The sequence below is a fragment of the Candidatus Aquiluna sp. UB-MaderosW2red genome (assembly GCF_900100865.1).
Taxonomy (GTDB): domain Bacteria; phylum Actinomycetota; class Actinomycetes; order Actinomycetales; family Microbacteriaceae; genus Aquiluna.
This window is the reverse complement of the sequence record NZ_LT627734.1, coordinates 708,466-728,104: the sequence shown is the minus strand read 5'-3', so window position 1 is coordinate 728,104 and position 19,639 is coordinate 708,466. Positions and strand designations below refer to the sequence as shown.

The following is a 19,639-nucleotide window of genomic DNA, read 5'->3' as shown; positions in this document are numbered from 1 at the left end:
GCATCAATTTCCACCCTTGGGCGGGCGTATGTCGCTCTTATTGTCAGCTAACAGCATTGGTATTTCCACACCAGGGCTATCAATTCCCAGAGCGTGAGCAATATCTAGGGTATTTGGGTGGACATAGGTAGCCAGAGTGTAGGCAGCTGATGAATGCCCTAGCAGCAATTGCACAATCCGAGGGTTTACTCCCCCATTAACTAAATGAGTGGCAACGGAGTGCCTGGCTGAATGCAGTGGCAGGTGCCGAACTCCAGATTCAACCAATAATGCTCGCCATCGCCGCTGGTCAACTGTTGCTTCCAAAGCTGAGCCATCTTCTGCAGTAAACACAAACCCGCTGCCGTCTTGTATTTGACTAATTAGCTGAATTACCTTCGCGTCAAGCGGGATGGTCCTTTGAGAGTGCTTAGATTTTGGGGGCAGTTCAACCACTCCTTTGCCAGGCAATGAATTGACAGTTCGGTTGATTTTTACAGTCCTAGAAATAAGGTCAAAATCGCCAAACTTAAGACCTAAAACCTCCCCTTGTCGCAATCCATAGCGAAGCGCGAGTAACCACCTCAGATGGGGCTTTGAAGGCTTCTGAGAGGCATGCCTGAGGAGGCATTCCATCTCCTGTTTTGTGAAGACTTCTATTTGCTTTTGTTCAAACTTTGGCTGGGAAACGCCAGCAAGTGGCGAATAGGTAATTAGCCCTTGTTTCAAGGCTAATTTGAAGGCTGAGCTCAAAATAGAGTGCACTTTCCTTACTGTGCCGCTTTTGAACCCTCGCTCCTCTAACAGGTAGCTATAAAGGTCCTGGATTTGTCTGGCTGAAACACTATCTAGCCGCAAATTTCCCATCAGCGGCTTCAAATTATTGGCAACGTGAGACTGGTAGCACCAATGGGTTGTTGGATTTAGTTCTTGTTCGCGCTTTTGCAGCCAGTAGTCCAGATACTGACCAAGGCTAGGTATCTGTTCTGGGGTGAGGTTTAGAAACCCTTTACGAACCTGGCCTTCTATTTCAGCTAGCTGCAGGTAAGCATCTTTACGAGTTTCCGCGGTTTGGGTGCGCTGTCTCCCAAAAGTGTCCACATACTGCACCCGCCACTTGCCCCGATAGGGGAATACGGTTGCTTTACGCCTAGTAATCTGTGACATCTTTTTCCTCCGTTATTTGGAGGGGACACTGCTGTAAATAGCCCGCTAAATACTGTTTCTGCTACCAGCTGCTACCAATTCAAGACTTGCCTGGGCTATCCATAAAAAGCCCCTACAACCAAGTAGTTGCTACACCCCAGAGCCGACGCGGGATTGCGCAGCAATACGCGATACGAAGTGAGTGTGACTTGAACCCGTAACCCCCACTTTACAAGAGTGGTGCGCTACCATTGCGCCAAGTCGGCCTGGGGACAAATCCCCTTTGTTACGCTCGGAAGCCTATCAGCTCAACAAGCCAGGCTGAACTTCAGCATTCAGATAGGTAGCTACTAGCCTCTCACCCTAAAACCATTGAACCCTAACGACAAAGCCGCGTGATACTCGCGATGGCTTCCCCATCATCTGAACCGGCCGCAAACCTTTGCAATTCAAATGCGAGCTGGCCGGTGGCAAAGCTTGCCCCATCCCTTGCCGCTGCTCGCCAGGCGCCCATGCTATCGGCAGAACCATTTTCCGACTTGGCTAGCTGGTAGCCGTCAGAGAAATAAACACAAGCCCTATCGTTGTCCACCGGGCTGCCGCCAAATCCCACTGAGAGAGTAGACCCAAGAATGAGCGAGAAAATTGAGAGCAGTGTTCCCAGAACTATGAGGGTCTTTTTGACGCCCTTTCGAGGTGAGGGTCTGGCATCAGCCTGGTTAGTGAGCTCGGCACCTGAATTTGCGTGGTAAGAATTCGCTTGATTTCTGCCTTGTAAAGACTCGCAAGCTGGACAGAAGGATTCGGATTCTTCAAAAACATGGCTCCCGCACTCTGTGCAAGCGACTGTCGGTTCGGCTGCTTGACACTCGCTGGAATCAAGGTCGGCCATCTCACCCGAGAGATCCTTTAGAGCATTGCAGTTCACGCAAAACCAAACCGCTGGCTTTTTACTCGTCCCGCACTCAAGGCATGACTCAATCATTCACCCCTCCTATCGCCTCAAGCCCCAAGAACTTCGGGCCCTAAAGCACAAAGTGGTTCTCAAAATGAAGCCCCTAACGCTAATTGTGAAGCTGACCTTTGGCTAAATAACACCCATTGCCAACATCGCCCGAGCGACCCTTTCAAAACCGGCCACGTTGGCACCAAGAATATAGTCGCCCGGAGCGCCATATTCCTCGGCGGTGGTGACGCAGGCCTCGTGAATCCCGCGCATGATCTCTTCGAGGCGCTTTTCAGTCTCCTCGTATGACCAAGACTGACGAGAAGCGTTCTGCTGCATTTCCAGCGCGCTTGTCGCAACGCCGCCTGCGTTAGCGGCCTTGCCTGGCGCAAACAAAATCTTGGCTTGCTGGAACACGCGTATTGCATCGGGAGTGCTGGGCATGTTGGCGCCTTCGGCGACTGCAATCAGACCATTAGCAACCAAGAGCTTTGCCTCTTTTTCATGCAATTCATTTTGGGTGGCGCAAGGAAGTGCTACCTGGGCGCTTGCCACCCCGGCTAGTTCCCAAACATTTAGACCCTCGTGATACTCGGAGAGCCCACCGCGCTTGGCGGAATAATCGGATAGTCGAAGCCGCTCTACCTCTTTCATCTGAACCAAAAGCTCAAGATCCAGGCCATCTTTGTCAAAGACCGAGCCGGCTGAATCGGAACATGCCACCACCACACCGCCTAGTTGGTGGACCTTCTTAATGGCGTAAAGCGCAACGTTTCCGGATCCAGAGACTATGACTCGCTTCCCCACAAGCGAGTCTCCTTTAGTCTTGAGCATCTCATTAGTGAAGATTGCAACTCCAAAACCGGTGGCTTCTTTGCGAACCCTCGCCCCACCCCACTCAAGCCCCTTGCCAGTGAAAACACCAGCCTCGTAGCGGTTTGTGATTCGCTTATATTGACCAAACATGTAGCCAATCTCGCGGGCACCAACACCGATGTCACCTGCAGGCACGTCGGTATATTCACCCAGGTGTCGGTAGAGCTCGGTCATAAACGACTGACAGAAACGCATGATCTCGGCATCCGAGCGGCCCTTGGGATCAAAGTCACTCCCGCCCTTGCCACCACCGATTGGCAAACCGGTCAGGGCGTTTTTAAAAATCTGCTCAAACCCTAAGAATTTCACAGTGTCCAAGGTCACGCTCGGGTGAAAACGCAAGCCCCCCTTATATGGACCGAGCACCGAGTTGAACTCAACCCTGAAGCCTCGATTAACATGAACTTTCCCGGAATCATCCATCCATGGAACGCGAAAGATAATCTGTCTTTCCGGTTCGCAAATGCGCTCGACAACAGAAAGCCTGGCAAATTCGGGATGGCGCTCTAAGACATCAGAGAGGGTATCGAACATCTCTTTTACGGCCTGATGGAATTCTGTTTCACCAGGATTGCGCTTCACGACTGAATCGAAATTGGCAACAAGATTGCTGTGCACTAGTGGCTCCTTTGGGTCGAGCGCTGAGACGCGTGAATCGGTAAATTTCCTCATGGGTTTTTGCTAAGTAAAAAAAGCTCGAGCCGCCAATTTTGAAGCAAGTTTGAGAGTTTACCGCTGTAGTTGAGGGATTTTTACCCTAGGTACAAAAAACCTACTTGGTAGCAAAGTTTGTGAACTCCCACTTCCATTTCTGCAGTCTTGGAATTACCCAAAACGAGTAGATTCCAAGAGTCACAACAAATAAGTACTAACCAAAGAATCCACCGACCCAATAAGCCAAAAGCAGAACCAGAGAATTCAAGCTGACGCCCCCCAATGAATGAGTGCTTGGCTCGCCAGCGCTCATTCAGCACAAGTGCAAATGGGTACAAAAAGCCGAGGGATAAAATTGTGATTAGCGCTCCCAAAAGTGCTGTACCCCAATAGGTTGTAGCTCCACCCCTAAACTGAAATTCCATGCCTAGCCTCCTTATTTTGGTTACCTAACTTTTATTGGCTCAACCTAGCGCTAGGGGTCATCACTTTTAGCGAACATGGCCCCCACGGGCAGGTAGCCTTGGGGCACACTTAGGAGCAAATTGAAGATTAGGTCTTGGCAGGTTTATACATCTTTGGCAATCGCCGCCGGTGTCGCTTATTTCATCTACCAAAACGATTCGACTCCCCCTGTTATTAGCGAGTTTCAGGTCTCCCAAACTGAGTTCGATATTTCAGGCGCCGATCAGGTCTTTAGCTTCTCAGGCTCAATCAGTGATGATCGCGACTTGGAGCAGGCAGATCTTATTTGCATGGACAATGGCGAAAAAAGAATGATTATCCATCTTGGAATTAAAGGCGCTTCAGCCAAGTTCGCGAGCTTTGCAATTTTGCCCGGCTCACCGAGTTGGACTGGCAGATGGGTTGGGAAGCTCACGGACTTGAACTTTGAAGGCACTGGCTTTTTACCGAAGGGTATGCGAAACACCAATTGCACCTGGGAGGCACTCCTGATAGATGCAATAGGAAATGAAAATAACAATCAGCTAGCCGTAACCATGAAGGTCGAAGGCTAGCTATTCAGCTGAAGCCGACTGAACGAATTGAGCGAAGTTCTCAGGACTCACAAGCTCTTCACCGGTTGCCCAGGTGTACTGCTTGCCGTTGACCAAGATGGTGGGGGTTCCCGAGACACTGATGCCGTCTTGCGGATTATTTAAGACCTTTTGAGTGTGCTGCTCAATATAGTCTCCAAAACTCTTGGCCTGGATGCAACCCTTAACCTCTTCGGTTCCAGCACCGGCATCCTGCGCAAAAGCAAACAGCTCGTCGTCCGTTGCCCCTTCGGTCTGCTCAGCGGGCTGGTTATTCATCAGGATGCCGTGGTAATCAAAGAAGGAATCTGGCTCAAAATTTGCAATGCACATTGAGGCATTGGTTGCCCTCGAGGAGTAGGCGTTCAAAGAAGCGCGGTCCAAAAAGGAGATTGGGCGAATCTCAAGGGTAGCTACACCAGTGTCAACCCAAGAGCGCAGTTGGGCTTCGTTGGGGACATCAAACGCCTGGCAAACCGGGCACTGGTAGTCCACATACATCACGATTTCAGGAATTGGGTCAGTGGAATCTGGAGTCGGGGTCTTGTCTAAGGTAAAAGCTTGCAGCCCAATACCAACCTTCAGACCGCCTAAAGCGGTTAGGTTGGCGGGAATTTCGCCAACAACCGGCGCATCGGCCTGATTGGCTGAATCAATCGCGATTACCGCGCCAACACCCCCGACGATGCCCAGTGCTACCACAACCACCGAGAGCTGCACCAATAACTTGGTGCGTTTTTCCTTTTTAGCATTCAGCTCGCGTTGCGCTTTGGCCCTTGCCCTGGCTTCTTCGCGCTGCTCTGAACGCGTTGGCTTTTGGTTGGAGGTCATTTGATTTCCTTATTCATTTGGTCTCAGCTTTGTTACAAGGTCCCCTCATTCTAATTCGGGTGCGATACTTATGGAACTGACAATTGTCAGATACCTACACAACGGATCGTTCGGCACGTACCTGCCGGTGAAGGAGCAAAAAATGGCATCAGTATCATTTAGAGACGCAACCAGAATCTACCCCGGTGGCACCAAGCCCGCGGTTGACAAGCTCAACCTAGAGGTCAAGGACGGCGAGTTCTTGGTTTTGGTCGGCCCATCTGGTTGCGGAAAATCCACCTCGCTTCGCATGCTTGCAGGGCTCGAAGAGGTAAACGGCGGCGGCATCTACATCGGTGACCGCGAAGTAACTGATGTTCCACCAAAAGATCGCGACATCGCGATGGTCTTCCAAAACTACGCTCTGTACCCGCACATGACCGTTGCCGAGAACATGGGATTCGCCCTGAAGATTGCTGGAGTTAGCAAAGAAGAACGCGCAGAGCGCGTTCTGGACGCGGCCAAGCTTCTAGATCTAGAGCCATACCTAAACCGCAAGCCAAAGGCTCTTTCCGGTGGTCAGCGTCAACGCGTGGCCATGGGTCGCGCGATTGTTCGTAAGCCACAGGTGTTCCTGATGGATGAGCCGCTATCAAACCTGGACGCCAAGCTCAGGGTTCAGACTCGCACCCAGATTGCCTCCTTGCAGCGTCGTCTCGGTGTGACAACCGTTTACGTAACCCACGACCAGGTAGAAGCCATGACCATGGGCGACCGGGTGGCTGTGCTCAAAGATGGCCTCCTGCAGCAGGTGGACACCCCTCGTAATCTTTATGACCGCCCACTCAATGTTTTCGTTGCTGGCTTTATTGGCTCACCGGCCATGAACCTCGTGCAGCTTGAGATTGTGGAAGGTGGAGTCAAGTTCGGCGATGCAGTTCTCCCAATTTCGAAGGATATTCTCGCGAAGGCATCTGGCTCGAGAGTCACGGTTGGTATTCGACCAGAGAAGCTAACCGTCTCAGAACACGGCCTCGCAGTTGAGGTTGATGTTGTAGAAGAACTCGGTTCTGACGGCTTTTTATACGGTCGAGCACAGCTTGATGGTGCCGAGCAGAATGTGGTTATTCGGGTTCACGCAATCGACCACCCAATGGCCGGTGACAAGATTCACCTAACTGCCTCCGATTCAGAAGCAGTTCACCTATTCGATGTCGAAAGTGGCTTGCGCCTCAACTAGGCATGTCCTCACAACTCAACATCACGGCTGCCACGGCTGAGCCAGCACTGCTGGATCTGCCGTGGCATTTGCCTTTGGAGGATTGGCCCAGGGAAAACATTGCGGCACTTCCTAAGGGACTTTCCCGACACACGGTTCGCTTTGCTCACCTGGGAGACCACGTGGTAGCGATTAAGGAAACCCTGTTCGATCTGGCTAAACGCGAATATGACATGCTGCGCAAGCTGGAGAAATTGGATATCCCTTGCGTTGAAGCTTTCGCCATAATCAATAACCGAACCGATGAAAATGACGAAGAGTTGCCAGCTGTCTTGATCACAAGGCATTTAAAATTCTCACTGCCTTATCGGGCAATGTGGTCACAGGGCCTCAGGGAACAAACGGCCAAAAGACTGGTCGACGCCTTGGCGCTTTTATTGGTTCGACTTCACCTGGTGGGCTTTTTTTGGGGTGATGTCTCGCTCTCCAATACCCTTTTTAGAAGGGACGCGGGGAAGTTCGCCGCCTATTTGGTTGATGCCGAAACAGGGCAGCTCTACGACTCGCGACTCTCAAACGGCCAGCGCGAAAACGATCTCGAAATTGCGAGAATAAATATTGCCGGAGAGTTGATGGATCTGATGGCCTCTGGAAAAGCGGTTGAAATTGACCCTGGCAAAATTAGCCAGCGAATAGTCGATAAGTACCACGAGCTTTGGAAAGAGCTCACCGAAACCCAAACCATCCTCGCCTCTGAGCGCTGGAGAATCTCCAGGCGAGTGCAACAACTTAATGATCTGGGTTTCGATATCGAGGAACTCACAATGGACCAGAGCCCCGATGGAGCGACCGTGAGGATTCAACCAAAGGTTGTTGACGCCGGTCACCACGCGAGAAGGCTCCTACTACTTACTGGTCTAGATGTTGAAGAGAACCAGGCCAGACGACTGCTGAACGATATCGATGAGTATCGGCTTTCTCACGCTCGAAGCGGAGCAGACGAAGAGGTATTGGCTCACGAATGGCTAAGCGATGTTTTTGAGCCTGTTATCAAAGCTGTGCCGCTGCAATACACCGGAAAACTTGAGCCAGCAGAGGTATTTCATGAAGTCCTGGAACACCGCTGGTATGCCTCAGAAAATGCCGGCCGCGATGTCCCCATGGTGGATGCGGTTAGAAGCTACGTCTCAGAGGTGCTCTCAAATAGGCCGGACGAAGAATCCCTGCTGGGGGGAGCGCAGACCACTGAGGCCATCACGCTTGCTGAACCGGTTCCATCGGGTTTGATTGTTGTGTCAGAAGACGATGAAGAAGGCGACTGGAGAGATAAGGTCTAGCTCTACTTTGCGCGCATGGTAGAGATTTGGTAAAGCGCCACACTGGCAGCAATCCCGGCATTCAAAGACTCTGTTGCGCCTCCGATTGGAATCGAAACTACTTGATCGCAGTTTTCCTGAACCAATCGAGAGAGCCCTTTACCTTCAGACCCAACCACCAAAAGAATTGGCTGGTCGGCCAAAGTGAACTCTGGCATAGAAACCTCACCATCACCGTCGAGCCCAATAACAAAGAGGCCGCGCTGCTTATACTCTTTGATGGCCTGATTTAGATTCGAAGCTAGTGCAACTGGTATTCTTGCCGCGGCTCCGGCTGATGTGCGCCAAGCTGCCGCAGTGACCCCAACACTTCGACGCTGCGGCAGTACGACACCATGAGCACCAAAGGCCGCCACCGATCGAATTATTGCTCCTAGGTTTCTAGGGTCTGTAACACCATCTAGCGCCACCAGAAGGGGCACTTGCCCCAGGGAAAGTGCTCTATCGACCAGATCCATCGGGTGCTTATAGTCGTAAGGCGGAACCTGGAGTGCGATGCCTTGATGAACGCTATCCCCACCAGTCATTCGCTCTACTTCTTGGCGAGTCACTTCATTCACTGCAATGTTGCGGTTGGTGGCAATCGCGATTGCGTTACGAACCCGGTCATCCATGTCAATGCCCTGGGCGATAAACAATGCGGTTGCCGGAATCTTGGCCTTGAGGGCTTCTGATACCGAGTTCCGACCCGAGAGAATTTCTCCAGAAATTGCCCTTGCTCCCATTCCCGATCTGCCCGCGACAAACTCTCCGCGTTTCACTTGTTTGGGCGCAACTTTTGCCTTGGGTGTCATGTTTGAGCGATAGGCCTTATGGTAGGGGCGGTCTTCAGCCTTCGGGGTTGGTCCACGACCCTCTAGCGACTGACGGTTCTTACCGCCAGAGCCCTTTGGGGCTCCCTTTTTACCCTTGGCGGCTCCAGGCCTTCCAGGTTTTGACATCAGCTAAGACTCCAGTGTGTTTGGTTTGATGCATCTGATAACTCGATGCCAGCTTGAATTAGTGAATCGCGAATAGCGTCGGCACGAGCATAGTCCTTCGCTTCCCTTGCTGCATTGCGCTCAGCAATCAGCGCTTTGATCAAGAGATCAAGTGCCTGGTGCTCTAGGGAGCTCCCGACCAGCCACTGGTTCGGCGCAAGGCCAATGATCTCGAGCATCTTATAAAGCTGGGAGCGTTGTTGGCTCGCCTCGCTAAGCCGCTGCTCATCGAGGTGGGTGTTGCCCGAGCGAACTGCCTCGTGAATAACCGCGAGCGCCGCTGGGATATTGAGGTCCTCGTTCATCTCCGACACAAAATCTTCGGGAAGATTAATTTCCAGCTCGAGCTCTTGGAACCTGGTCAACTCAAGTTCACGCTCGGCACGCTCTAGGAAGCCGTAGATTCGCTCCAGCGCAGTCTTTGCCTCCTCTAAAACCTCTGGCGCAAAATCCAAAACTGAACGATAGTGAGCGCTCATTAGGTAATAGCGCACTACCTGAGGCTCGGCTAATGAGAATAGCTCTTTCGAATAAACCGAGTTATTCAAGGACTTTGACATCTTCTGCCCGGCAATGTTCACGAGCCCGTTGTGGACCCAGTACTTCGCAAACCCATGCCCCGCGGCGCTTGATTGAGCTAACTCATTTTCGTGGTGTGGGAAACGAAGATCTAAACCACCGCCGTGAATATCAAACTGGGCGCCTAGATAATGGGTGGCCATGGCCGAGCATTCGATATGCCAACCAGGTCTTCCGGGGCCATAATCAGAATCCCACTTGGCGGTGTCGGGCTCGGTTTTTTTTGCCGCTTTCCAGAGCGCAAAATCCTGAGGTTGTTTCTTACCAGAGCCGATGCCCTCAACTTCAATCTCATCGATTGGCTGATTCGTCAAGGAGCCATAGCTCGGTAAGCTCCGCACATCAAAATAAACGCTGCCTGACCCATCCAGTGCCTGATAGGCATGACCGCGCTCAATCAATAATGAAATCAGACTTAGCATCTGGGGGATATGCCCAGTTGCCCTTGGCTCATAGCTTGGGTCTCTGATCATTAGCTTGCGGTAATCGCTGGCAAATAGAAGTTCGTTGGTGTGGGCTAGCTGCCACCAGGGTGTCTTGGTCTCCTGCGCTTTTTCTAGCACCTTGTCATCAATATCTGTGACGTTACGAATTAGCGTGACTTTTTTGCCGTTAGCTTCGAACCAGCGAGTGAATAGGTCGTAAACCAAAGCCGATCTGAGGTGACCGATGTGCGGCTCGGACTGCACTGTCGGCCCGCAGACATAAATTGACACTTCCCCCTCGGTGACTGGCTCAAAAGCCATTAGACGCCGAGCCTTAGTGTCGTATAGCTTCATATTCTGAGCCTAATCCCGCACTCTAATAAGGGCGGTCGCTACTGCTGCAATGCCCCTGGCATCAGCTAAAAAGCCCAAACCATCGGTGGTGGTAGCAAGCACCGATACCGGGGCTCCAATGACCTCACTGAGCGCCGCCTCCAATTCATGCCTGCGCTCTGCAAGTCGCGGTTTATCGGCAACGACCTGCACTGAAACGTTTACTGGCTCGTAATTTGCTGCTTCCAATAACCTGATTGTCTCTTTTAGAAACACCTCGCCAGAAGCACCTGAGTACTCGCTCCGACTGGTCCCAAAGTTGGACCCGATGTCCCCAAGAGCTGCCGCCGATAACAATGCATCGACAATCGCATGGGAGACCGAATCTCCATCCGAATGACCCGCCAGTCCCGGTAGCTCGGGAAATTTCACCAGCCCCAGCGAGAGCTCACCGACTTCGCCGAAGGCGTGAGCGTCGACTCCGACTCCAGAACGCACATTCGCGAATGTTGAACGAGCTCGATCCAGATCTGCGGGAGTGGTTATTTTAAAGCACAGCTCATCACCCAATACGGTTTTGGTCTTGATCCCAAAGCTTTCAAGCAGGGCCGCTTCGTCTGTGAAATCACCTTCGGTTTTACTGAGCGCATCACGAAGGGTTGCAACTCGAAAACCCTGCGGAGTCTGGGACAGCCTGAGTTCGCTGCGGTCAATAGTTTCAGTTACCCAGCCCGCGGAAGTTCTTTTCACAGTATCTGGGATGTGAGTCACTGGCACCACGGACTCCGCGTCGACAAGGGCGAGCGCGACTCGCTCGAATACTGCTTCAGGAGCAAATGCTCTGGCTGCATCGTGCACTAAGACGTTTTCTTGAGTGACCAGCGAAAGCCCACTAGCAACAGATTGCTGCCTTGTTAGGCCACCAGCAATAACCTCGACATTGACCATAAATTTTTTGCAAATACGATCAAATTCGGCAATTCGATCAGCCGGTGCTACCACGATTACCTGTGCTGGAGCAAATTTCGCAATTCTCATGAGGGAGAGCTCTAAAAGCGTGATCCCGGCAACTGTGGCGATTGCCTTTGGAACGCCAGCTGCGAGCCTTGCTCCGCGCCCCGCTGCCACTAAAACGACAGAAATTTCCATTTTTTAGCTAGCCAGAACCTTGTCCAGTTCAGCCGAAGCTTTTTCCTCATCCACCTTGCGAGCAAGCGCTAGCTCGGAGATTAAAATCTGCCGCGCCTTGGCGAGCATGCGCTTTTCTCCTGCGGACAAACCGCGGTCTTGGTCTCTTCTCCAAAGATCTCGGACCACTTCGGAGACCTTCACTACGTCACCAGAGGCCAGCTTTTCAAGGTTCGCCTTATAACGCCTTGACCAGTTGGTTGGTTCTTCGACGAACTCTGCGCGAAGCACATCGAAGACCTGCTTGACACCTTTTTTGTCGATGACGTCCCGCACTCCAACCATCTCAACATTCGCCGATGGCACCTGAATTATAAGATCCCCTTGGGCCACTCTGAGCTTCAGGTAGGTCTGGGTCTCGCCGCGAATCGTCTTTTCGGAGACTTCAATAATCTCTGCTGCACCGTGGTGGGGATAAACGACTGTTTCGCCAACTGCAAACTTCATAGACTTCTTTCAGCTTCAAAACCTTGATTTTACCACAGTTCTCCCTGATTACCTAGGATAGAATTGGGAAGAATCGGCCCTCTGGAGGACCCTTGAAAATCAAGAAAATCATCGCCCTTATCGCTGTCGCCCTAACTACGGTGGTTTTATCAGGTTGTTCTTTTCAACGTGACGTTGAATCGCTCAAGCCATACTCTCCATCCGACGGTGTGATTGTTGACGTTCAGGATCTGAAGGCTAGGAATTTGCTGTTCATAAAGGGCGAAGGTGAAAAAGCCGTGCTCATCGGTTCTTTTGTAAATTCGACAATGGAGCCCATAACCGGAACCATTCAGATTCTGAATTCAGCTGGTGAGCGTCTCGAAGTTAGCTTCGATGTCGCTGCAAATTCCAAATTTGACCTTGGATATAACGGCACCAACCCTTTGGCTGTCCCAATCAGCGAGTCTCCCGGTCAACTCCACTCGCTATTTCTCTCCGGTGGTGGCGATCCGATAACCCTTCAGGTTCCAATCATGGATGGCAGTCTCGAGGAGTACCGCATCTTCTACGACGCGCTCTACTAAATCTCGAATTTATAGCCCAAACCGCGCACGGTAACCAGGTGTTTTGGGTTGGCGGGATCCGCTTCAATCTTGGACCTGATTCTTTTCACATGCACATCGAGGGTCTTAGTGTCTCCAAAATAGTTAGATCCCCAAACCCGGTCAATAATTTGAGCCCTGGTTAGCACCCGGTTGACATTTTCCATCAGCAACTCCAGTAGCTCAAATTCTTTGAGGGGCATGGAAACCTTCTGATCATTCACTTTCACTACGTGGCTAATTAGGTCCATTGACACCGGACCCGCCTCCAGGAAACCCGACTCGCTTGGTTTGGAATCCGTTCCTCGCCTGAGAACAGCCTTCATTCTGGCCAAAAGCTCTCTTGTCGAATAAGGCTTAGTTACATAGTCGTCAGCCCCGATCTCAAGCCCCACAACCTTGTCTATTTCAGAATCTTTAGCTGTAAGCATGATGATGGGAACTTGGCTTTCGCCCCTGATTGCTTGGCAAACCTGGCTTCCTGAGAGCCCAGGCAACATGACATCCAGTAACACAAGATCCGCCCCTTGGAATCTGAATATCTCAAGTGCGGCTATCCCATCGGCCGCCTCAATGACCTCGTATCCCTCTTTTTTTAATAGGTAAACCAGTGGCTCTCGAAGATTCACTTCGTCCTCCACTACGAGTATTTTGGTCACTTAGTCATCCTTTTGCTCCATCGGTAATCTAAGAGTGAAGGTGGAGCCAATCCCAGCCTTTGAAAATATCTTTACTTCACCCAAGTGGTTACTCGCCGCGTGTTTGACAATGGCCAGACCTAGACCCGTTCCTCCTGTTTCTCTGGAGCGAGATGGGTCGACTCTGTAGAACCTTTCAAAGATTCGAGACTGTTCGGCTTCTGGAATCCCGATTCCCGAATCCGTCACGGAGATCTCCGCGACTCCGTCGGCAATCCTGACTCCGACCCCAACGTGCCCACCCGGATTCGAATAAAGTATCGCGTTTTCAATCAAGTTTCTAATTGCAGTAACGAGCATCTCAAAATCTCCAAACAACTGAACAGGAGTCTTGGCGCTGGCGGAAAGTTTGATTTGGTGCTGTTGCGCCAAGTTGACGTTACGTCTGACCGCCTCGGTGACCACCTTTTGGAGACTGATTATTTTGCCCTCTTTTGTGATGTTCGCGACTTGGACCCGAGAGAGTTCAATCAGATCCTTTACCAAATGCCCAAGCCGCTCGGATTCGACCCGCATTGAGTTCGCGAATTTTTGAACCATCTGAGAGTCATCACTAGAGGAAGCAATCGCCTCAGCCAAAAGCCCAATAGCGCCCACCGGCGTCTTGAGCTCGTGGGAAACGTTGGCGACAAAGTCCCGCCTGGTCTCCTCAAGTTTTTTTGATTCGGTGCGATCATCCACCAGAAGCATGACGTAATTTTCGCCGAATCGAGCGGCTCTGGCGTGAACCCAAAGCTCCTGTTTTCTCAGACCAGTTTCTAGCCGCACCTCAGCTTGAAAGGTGCCAAATCCCTGCCTGGCCTCTTGAACCAGCTCGACCAATTCTTGATGGACCAGTCTTCGATTTTGCACCAAACCGAGTTGCAGGGCGCCTGGTGAGGACGTGAGGGCTGAGTTATAAACATCCAAAACCACCCCTGCCGAAGCCATAACATCAACAATTTGAGAGGCAACTTTTTCGAAGGCATTCACCTCGGCGGCTTCTGCTTTCGCTTTTTTGCGCTTGCTAACCAGCTTCACAAAACTCTTTCACCTCGCGGATTGCCTAAATTCTAGGCGAATGGTTCGACAACTACACTAGGAGTCTTTAGTGCTTAGCCAAAAAGAGTTTGCTAGCGATTTGGTACAAATTAATACGATGTTTGCTTTTGGAAGCCAAAATGCACCAAAGGCAGTGAAAGACGAGGGCTCAAATGCGCGCAGTATTCCAGCAAGAATTACTAGAAGTTCAAGCCCGACTAGTTGAACTAGCCGAGGGCGCAAAAACAATAATGGACAAGGGCTCAAGAGCCTTTCTCAATTCGGATGTGAGTTTGGCCGACGAGGCTTTGGCGCTGAGCGAAGCAAACGAAGAGCGCGCTCTGGACCTTGACGAGCTAGTCATCAGAGTTTTGGCCACACAATCCCCGGTAGCCAGAGACCTCAGAATCCTAGTCTCAGCGCTTCGCATGAGTGCGTCCTTAGAGCGAATGGGTTCTCTTGCCTCCCACATCGCAGCCATCGCTCGCTATCGCTTCCCAGGCAGTGCGGTTCCAGAGTCACTGCGGCAGACCTTCGAGGATATGGCACGGCTAGATCTCGAGTTGGTCACCAAGGTGGTCAAACTCATTGGGAACACCGATCTGGATTTAGCGCGGGAAATCCAAGCCCAGGACGAGTCGGTGGACCGGCTACACCGCAAGGTTTTTGAGGTGGTGCTAGATAAGGCCTGGCAGGAGAACGCCATGTTCACGGTGGATGTCACCCTAGCCTCGAGATACTTCGAGCGCTTCGCGGATCACGTTGTAGACATTTCCGCAAAGGTCAGCTTTTTGCAAACTGGCGAGTGGACCGATATTTAACTATTTATTGCCCTGATTCGCAACAGCCTTAGCACCAGCCCTGGCGGCTTCAGGATCTAGATATTCGCCACCACTTACCAGAGGCTTCAAGTCTTTCGCTAAGCGATAAAGAAGCGGAATCCCAGTTGGGATATTGAGTTCGGCAATGTCTTTGTCACCAATGCCATCAAGCTCTTTTACCAAAGCCCTGAGCGAGTTACCGTGGGCTGCTACTAAGACGGTCTTGTCTTGTTTGAGACTCGGAACAATATCTGAGTCCCAAAATGGCATCATCCTTGCCAAAACATCCTTTAGGCACTCAGTCCGGGGCAGCTGCTCCTTTAGGCCTTGGTATCTTTCATCGTGCGCCTGCGAGAACTCACTATCATCCGAAATTTTCGGAGGGGCGACATCAAAGCTACGACGCCAAATTTGGAACTGTTCCGGACCATACTCCTTGAGCGTCTGGGCCTTGTCTAAACCCTGCAGGGAACCGTAGTGTCGCTCGTTTAGGCGCCATGATCTTATAGTGGGAATCCAGTTGCGATCCATTTGATCAAGGGCAATGTGGGCGGTGTTGATAGCCCTTTTTAGCATGGAGGTGTAAAGCACGTCTGGCCTTAGGCCCGAGGCCTGCAAGAGTTCACCCGCACGTTTTGCCTCTTGCCGGCCCTGATCGCTTAGATCAACATCAACCCAGCCGGTAAAGATGTTTTTTTGGTTCCAAACGCTATTGCCATGCCTAAGCAAAATCAGGTTATAAGTCATTTACCAAAGCTTAGTCAACCTTGGGTAATAGATTCCTGGCCGCCTCAGGCTCGACACCTGCGGCAATTACCAGGTCAACATAAAGCGGCCGAATCTGCATCAAAACTGCAATCTCACTCTGGGGTAGGGGCGGTGAATAGCTTTCAATGGCTAGCTCTTTTGCGAGTTTTCGAAGATACTTTCTAGCTTTTTGGGTAACCGAAAAATCATCGGAAGTTTGCTCCAGAAGATCCACCGCAATCATTATTTTCCCCAGCAGCTCTGCCAACTGGGGCCTTGACTTGCCGTCCTTGATTAAATAATCGATTCTTCGAGCCAGCACCCGAAGGTTTCTGGTGGCAAGATCCATCCCCTCGGCAACTTCCTGTTGCTCTGAAATTTCAGCTTTTGCCCAACGATAAAATGGGGATATTCGCGCAATGGCCTGCGCGCTGTGAAGCGTGGCTTGCCAATTATCCACTAGCGGTTGGGTTTTACGAATTTCCTCGAGTGCGCTATGGGCCACCGCAACATCAGGCTTTAATAAAACCGAGTGCAGTGCCGACAGTGTCTTTTTAAAAACCTCAAATAGCGCCTTGGAGTCGGCTTTTGCCAACTTAATTGGGTTTCTTGGCAGCAGGGCTGTAAAAATTAGTGCCACCGCTCCCCCAATAAGCCCATCCATCGCCCTGGAATAGACACCGGTGGCTGGAGTCTCTAAAAGCTGCACCAAAACTGCCTGCAGGGCCACGGTAATTGTGAAGGCGGGGTTGGAGGTGAAGAGTCTTGCAAGCATCATCGCCAAAGCGATGGCGATTGCAAGCTGGATGGCCCCGGAGCCAAGCGTTATGAGCAGTGACTCGCTCAGCAACACGCCACTAAACATCGCAATTGCTGTCGAGAGCACCTGCCTGGGCCTCGAGTCCCGATTAAATCCAAGAGAGGAAATCGTGACGGTGACCGCCAACAATGGCACGGGGTGACCAAGACCATATCTTGCTATTAGGTAGGCGGTGAGGGCTGCCAAAACAATCTGACCAATGCTCCAAAGTGAATCCCGGACTCTCGAAAAAGAGAACCGGATCACAAAGCGGTTCATTTTTTGCCGCTGAGCTTAAATGCCGATGGCCTTGGAAGGTTGGCGGCCTTGCCCGCATCGAAAGGAACCAAAACCTCTTGAGTCGCCGCGTAGCGACCGCTAACGGTTTGGACCATCAGGTCTAAATAGGGCGTATTTCTATTTACCAGCGCTAGGGCTACTGACCCGGCTTCATAGTGCAGGGCAGCCGCCCGGACCTTGCCAACCAACTTGTCCTGGTAGAAGACTTCATCTCCCTGCTGCGACAAAATGTCTCCCTCTTCCAAGTTCAAAATTATTAACCTTCTTGGAGGGTGGCCGATATTATGAATCTTTGCCACCGACTCTTGGCCGCGATAGCAACCTTTAGACATGTGGACCGCGCTGGCTAACCAATCGAATTCGTGCGGCAGCGCCCTTTCGTCGATGTCATTAATCGCCGGCCGACCGGCGGCAATTCTCAATCCCTCTAGGGCCATCGGGCTTGCCGGTTCTAAGTCGATTCTTTGATCAAGGCCCACTAGGTGCTCTTGGTAATCAAAAGCCCTTGCCGATTCGGCGTATCTGACTCCGCCGGGCGAGCCCGCCGAAAAATGATCTACCCAGCTATAAAGCGCTTGTTCTAATGCAGCAAAGGAGGCAATGACCCTAAGGTCATCGCGGGTACTGATTTCGACCTTGGTGCGAAACTTCATCTTCTGCAACCAAGCTTGAAAATCTGCAAGTTTTGATTTTGGTAATATCAGCAAGAGCCCAGCTTCCGTGGCTATTACCTTGAGTTGCTGCTCCACGTGCCCCTGCGGATCCAGCAATAATGATTCTGTTGATTCACCAGTTTTGAGGTTGAGAATGTTTTGCGAAGTCAGGGCGTGCAACCAGGATTTTGCATCTGGGCCAGCAATTTCCAAAACCGCTTGGTCCTCAAGTTCGACAAATGCCAAACCTTTCAGGAGCGATCGCTGCTGAACCAGAGGGTTACCAAAAGAACTACTTGTCATTGCGAACCAATCTTGCCGAGGCGTGGGATTTAAGTGGTGAGCCCAGAGCCGCCATATCCCAAGCCCATAAAAGCGCGCTGTCTACCAGTCCAAACATCCGCTTGCCAGCGGAGTATTCCTTTGCGTTTGGCGAGCGCATCACAGCATCGGTTGCGATATCAACCCGTGCGCCCTTGATGTGGCCGAAATAAAGTTCCGAAATTCCACTGGGATGAATTATCAAAGCCTCGATATCAAAGCCCTTATCGGCATTTCGCCACAGCTCGAGATCCTCACGCACCGAGATTGAAGGTTCGCCATTTCCTGGGATAAGGCCCGGGCCTGCGTCGGCTTGGTTGCCAGGTCTTGAGAGCATCCAATAACCACGCTCTTGGGTGATCAGCCTGCCGGCCTGGTCTCTAGCTTCGGAGCTGTATTCCAGCCGGCCGTTGGGATGTGGGGTAAAGCTCATATCCTGAGAGAACTCGATTTCAATCGCGGGTCCGCTACCGACCGGGTAACTAACAATTCCAGTGCCAGACCAATTGCCGAGTAAAAAAGTAAATGGGGTTAGTTCAATCGGCAAGTTCTCCGGGATGAGGAACAACTACTTTTGCCCCTTGAAGAGCTTGACTACTACTAAACCAGCAATTCCTGCAATTGCTAGAGATGCCAGCACCAACAGGCCAGTAAAGAATATTTCGATCGCTAAAAGCATGGTCTAAGTCTAACTCAGCAAAGTAAAAAGCGTGAGAATCGAAAGAATTGCGAAGCTCCCGGCAGCAACGTAAACCTGTTGGCGCACGGTGTCCTTAGCCTTGGCTGAAATCAGGTGCTCAATGCTCACCAGGGCAATTGATCCAGCCGCCAAGGTTGCAAAGGCGGTGTAGACAGCGTCACCATCTAAAACCAAAAGCGATCCGATACCCAGCGTTAGAACCACTGCCCAGATCAATATTATTTGAAACCACTGCTTACTCACCTTAGGAACTCTAGCCAATTGTGGCCGAATCAGGACTATCATTTTTGCAAGCGGAGGGCATAAAAATGGCAATTATTCTGACCATCTCTGCTGCCAACGGCAACCCACTGCCCACTCTGGAAATTTTGGGCCATCAGGTGGTGGGCATCGGGTTTGACCCTCAGGCTTTGTCTTCAGTGCCAAGGCATGACATCACACTGCTTGATTGCCGAGACGATCTCAGCGGCGCGAAGTCGATGGCACGCATTCTCAGCGCGGCGGGTTGGCATCGGCCAATTCTCTTATTGGTCAATGAGGCCGCCTTGGCGGCCATCAGCAGCGATTGGGGGCTGCGAGATTTTGTAATGGTCGAGGCTTCTATCTCTGAACTAGCAGCCAGAATCAGGCTTCTACTCGATGCCCACCAGGTGCAAAAAGCGGACAACCAGGGCCGGACCGGTTTGGTTATTGATGAGCTCAGCTACACGGCCAAGGTCAATGGGCGCACGCTAGATTTGACCTTTAAGGAGTTCGAGCTTTTACGACACCTCAACGAAAACCCGGACCGAGTCTTTTCACGCGAGCAGCTTTTGAGCGAGGTTTGGGGATACGACTACTTCGGAGGCACTAGAACAGTTGATGTTCACATTCGAAGGCTCAGAGCCAAGCTGGGAGAATTCGAGGGGCTGATTGGGACCGTGCGAAATGTCGGTTATCTCCTGAGTCCAGAGGGAAACCACAAGGATTAGAAAGTTCACCTATTGGTCACCCAGAAGTGT

Annotated in this window: 22 protein-coding genes; 6 read left to right on the top strand and 16 right to left on the bottom strand. The window is 51.4% G+C overall.

Annotated features, from left to right (window positions below; translation table 11 throughout):
* Nucleotides 1-3: 3 nt before the first annotated feature.
* From BLP47_RS03765 to BLP47_RS03750, 4 genes are all read right to left on the bottom strand, one after another.
* The gene (locus tag BLP47_RS03765) at nucleotides 4-1,146 is read right to left on the bottom strand and encodes a site-specific integrase (RefSeq protein WP_091850514.1); all 1,143 of its coding nucleotides are present in this window, start codon (nucleotides 1,144-1,146) and stop codon (nucleotides 4-6) included.
* A gap of 358 nt (nucleotides 1,147-1,504) precedes the next feature.
* A complete protein-coding gene (locus tag BLP47_RS03760; RefSeq protein ID WP_157671459.1) occupies nucleotides 1,505-2,110 on the bottom strand; it encodes a hypothetical protein in 606 nt (201 codons plus the stop codon).
* A 102-nt stretch (nucleotides 2,111-2,212) separates the two neighbouring features.
* Nucleotides 2,213-3,565, bottom strand: coding sequence for an NADP-specific glutamate dehydrogenase (gene gdhA / locus BLP47_RS03755; RefSeq protein WP_249883396.1), 1,353 nt, complete (start codon nucleotides 3,563-3,565; stop codon nucleotides 2,213-2,215).
* 134 nt (nucleotides 3,566-3,699) lie between these two features.
* Nucleotides 3,700-4,026, bottom strand: a complete 327-nt coding sequence (locus tag BLP47_RS03750; protein ID WP_249883394.1) for a DUF898 family protein — start codon at nucleotides 4,024-4,026, stop codon at nucleotides 3,700-3,702.
* 120 nt (nucleotides 4,027-4,146) lie between these two features.
* Here BLP47_RS03750 and BLP47_RS03745 point away from each other — a divergent pair, with 120 nt between their 5' ends.
* Nucleotides 4,147-4,620, top strand: a complete 474-nt coding sequence (locus tag BLP47_RS03745) for a hypothetical protein (RefSeq protein WP_091850508.1) — start codon at nucleotides 4,147-4,149, stop codon at nucleotides 4,618-4,620.
* Here the strand turns inward: BLP47_RS03745 and BLP47_RS03740 are convergent, their stop codons facing one another.
* A complete protein-coding gene (locus BLP47_RS03740; protein ID WP_091850506.1) occupies nucleotides 4,621-5,469 on the bottom strand; it encodes a DsbA family protein in 849 nt (282 codons plus the stop codon).
* A 142-nt stretch (nucleotides 5,470-5,611) separates the two neighbouring features.
* Here BLP47_RS03740 and BLP47_RS03735 point away from each other — a divergent pair, with 142 nt between their 5' ends.
* Both BLP47_RS03735 and BLP47_RS03730 read left to right on the top strand, forming a co-directional pair.
* On the top strand, nucleotides 5,612-6,688 hold the full coding sequence (locus tag BLP47_RS03735; protein ID WP_091852891.1) for an ABC transporter ATP-binding protein: 1,077 nt from the start codon (nucleotides 5,612-5,614) through the stop codon (nucleotides 6,686-6,688).
* Nucleotides 6,689-6,690: 2 nt separating this feature from the next.
* The gene (locus BLP47_RS03730; protein ID WP_091850504.1) at nucleotides 6,691-8,004 is read left to right on the top strand and encodes a DUF4032 domain-containing protein; all 1,314 of its coding nucleotides are present in this window, start codon (nucleotides 6,691-6,693) and stop codon (nucleotides 8,002-8,004) included.
* Between the two features lie 2 nt (nucleotides 8,005-8,006).
* Here the strand turns inward: BLP47_RS03730 and rlmB are convergent, their stop codons facing one another.
* From rlmB to BLP47_RS03710, 4 genes are read right to left on the bottom strand one after another with little or no spacing between them, the layout of a single operon-like run.
* Nucleotides 8,007-8,984, bottom strand: a complete 978-nt coding sequence (gene rlmB / locus BLP47_RS03725; protein ID WP_091850501.1) for a 23S rRNA (guanosine(2251)-2'-O)-methyltransferase RlmB — start codon at nucleotides 8,982-8,984, stop codon at nucleotides 8,007-8,009.
* Nucleotides 8,984-10,381 (bottom strand): cysteine--tRNA ligase, encoded by a 1,398-nt coding sequence (cysS, locus tag BLP47_RS03720; RefSeq protein WP_091850499.1) that lies wholly within the window; start codon nucleotides 10,379-10,381, stop codon nucleotides 8,984-8,986. The genes rlmB and cysS overlap by 1 nt, the downstream gene beginning before the upstream one ends.
* Before the next feature lie 9 nt (nucleotides 10,382-10,390).
* On the bottom strand, nucleotides 10,391-11,509 hold the full coding sequence (ispD, locus tag BLP47_RS03715; RefSeq protein ID WP_091850497.1) for a 2-C-methyl-D-erythritol 4-phosphate cytidylyltransferase: 1,119 nt from the start codon (nucleotides 11,507-11,509) through the stop codon (nucleotides 10,391-10,393).
* Nucleotides 11,510-11,512: 3 nt separating this feature from the next.
* Nucleotides 11,513-11,995 carry a CarD family transcriptional regulator gene (locus BLP47_RS03710; RefSeq protein ID WP_091850495.1) on the bottom strand — a complete coding sequence of 161 codons (483 nt, stop codon included), beginning with the start codon at nucleotides 11,993-11,995 and terminating at the stop codon, nucleotides 11,513-11,515.
* Nucleotides 11,996-12,087: 92 nt separating this feature from the next.
* Here BLP47_RS03710 and BLP47_RS03705 point away from each other — a divergent pair, with 92 nt between their 5' ends.
* Nucleotides 12,088-12,561, top strand: a complete 474-nt coding sequence (locus tag BLP47_RS03705) for a hypothetical protein (protein ID WP_091850494.1) — start codon at nucleotides 12,088-12,090, stop codon at nucleotides 12,559-12,561.
* Here the strand turns inward: BLP47_RS03705 and BLP47_RS03700 are convergent.
* Nucleotides 12,558-13,238, bottom strand: a complete 681-nt coding sequence (locus BLP47_RS03700; protein WP_091850492.1) for a response regulator transcription factor — start codon at nucleotides 13,236-13,238, stop codon at nucleotides 12,558-12,560. The genes BLP47_RS03705 and BLP47_RS03700 overlap by 4 nt on opposite strands.
* Nucleotides 13,239-14,297 carry a cell wall metabolism sensor histidine kinase WalK gene (locus BLP47_RS03695; protein WP_091850490.1) on the bottom strand — a complete coding sequence of 353 codons (1,059 nt, stop codon included), beginning with the start codon at nucleotides 14,295-14,297 and terminating at the stop codon, nucleotides 13,239-13,241.
* A gap of 173 nt (nucleotides 14,298-14,470) precedes the next feature.
* Between BLP47_RS03695 and phoU the strand changes: the two genes are divergently transcribed.
* Nucleotides 14,471-15,118: a phosphate signaling complex protein PhoU gene (phoU, locus tag BLP47_RS03690; protein ID WP_091850488.1), complete on the top strand. Its 648-nt coding sequence runs from the start codon at nucleotides 14,471-14,473 to the stop codon at nucleotides 15,116-15,118.
* Here the strand turns inward: phoU and BLP47_RS03685 are convergent, their stop codons facing one another.
* The 5 genes from BLP47_RS03685 to BLP47_RS03665 all read right to left on the bottom strand — a co-directional run bounded on the left by BLP47_RS03685 (nucleotide 15,119) and on the right by BLP47_RS03665 (nucleotide 18,881).
* Nucleotides 15,119-15,865, bottom strand: coding sequence for a phosphoglyceromutase (locus BLP47_RS03685; protein ID WP_091850485.1), 747 nt, complete (start codon nucleotides 15,863-15,865; stop codon nucleotides 15,119-15,121).
* 10 nt (nucleotides 15,866-15,875) lie between these two features.
* Nucleotides 15,876-16,943 carry an aromatic acid exporter family protein gene (locus BLP47_RS03680; RefSeq protein WP_091850483.1) on the bottom strand — a complete coding sequence of 356 codons (1,068 nt, stop codon included), beginning with the start codon at nucleotides 16,941-16,943 and terminating at the stop codon, nucleotides 15,876-15,878.
* Nucleotides 16,940-17,920 (bottom strand): folate-binding protein YgfZ, encoded by a 981-nt coding sequence (locus tag BLP47_RS03675; protein ID WP_091850481.1) that lies wholly within the window; start codon nucleotides 17,918-17,920, stop codon nucleotides 16,940-16,942. The genes BLP47_RS03680 and BLP47_RS03675 overlap by 4 nt, the downstream gene beginning before the upstream one ends.
* Entirely contained in the window at nucleotides 17,910-18,506 is a 597-nt protein-coding gene (locus BLP47_RS03670) for an FABP family protein (protein ID WP_091850479.1), read from the bottom strand. Before BLP47_RS03670 ends, BLP47_RS03675 begins: the two co-directional genes overlap by 11 nt.
* A 120-nt stretch (nucleotides 18,507-18,626) precedes the next feature.
* Entirely contained in the window at nucleotides 18,627-18,881 is a 255-nt protein-coding gene (locus BLP47_RS03665) for a hypothetical protein (protein ID WP_157671457.1), read from the bottom strand.
* Nucleotides 18,882-18,946: 65 nt separating this feature from the next.
* On the opposite strand from BLP47_RS03665, the gene BLP47_RS03660 reads away from it, so the two are divergent.
* Entirely contained in the window at nucleotides 18,947-19,609 is a 663-nt protein-coding gene (locus BLP47_RS03660) for a response regulator transcription factor (RefSeq protein WP_091852888.1), read from the top strand.
* The last annotated feature ends 30 nt before the right edge of the window (nucleotides 19,610-19,639 follow it).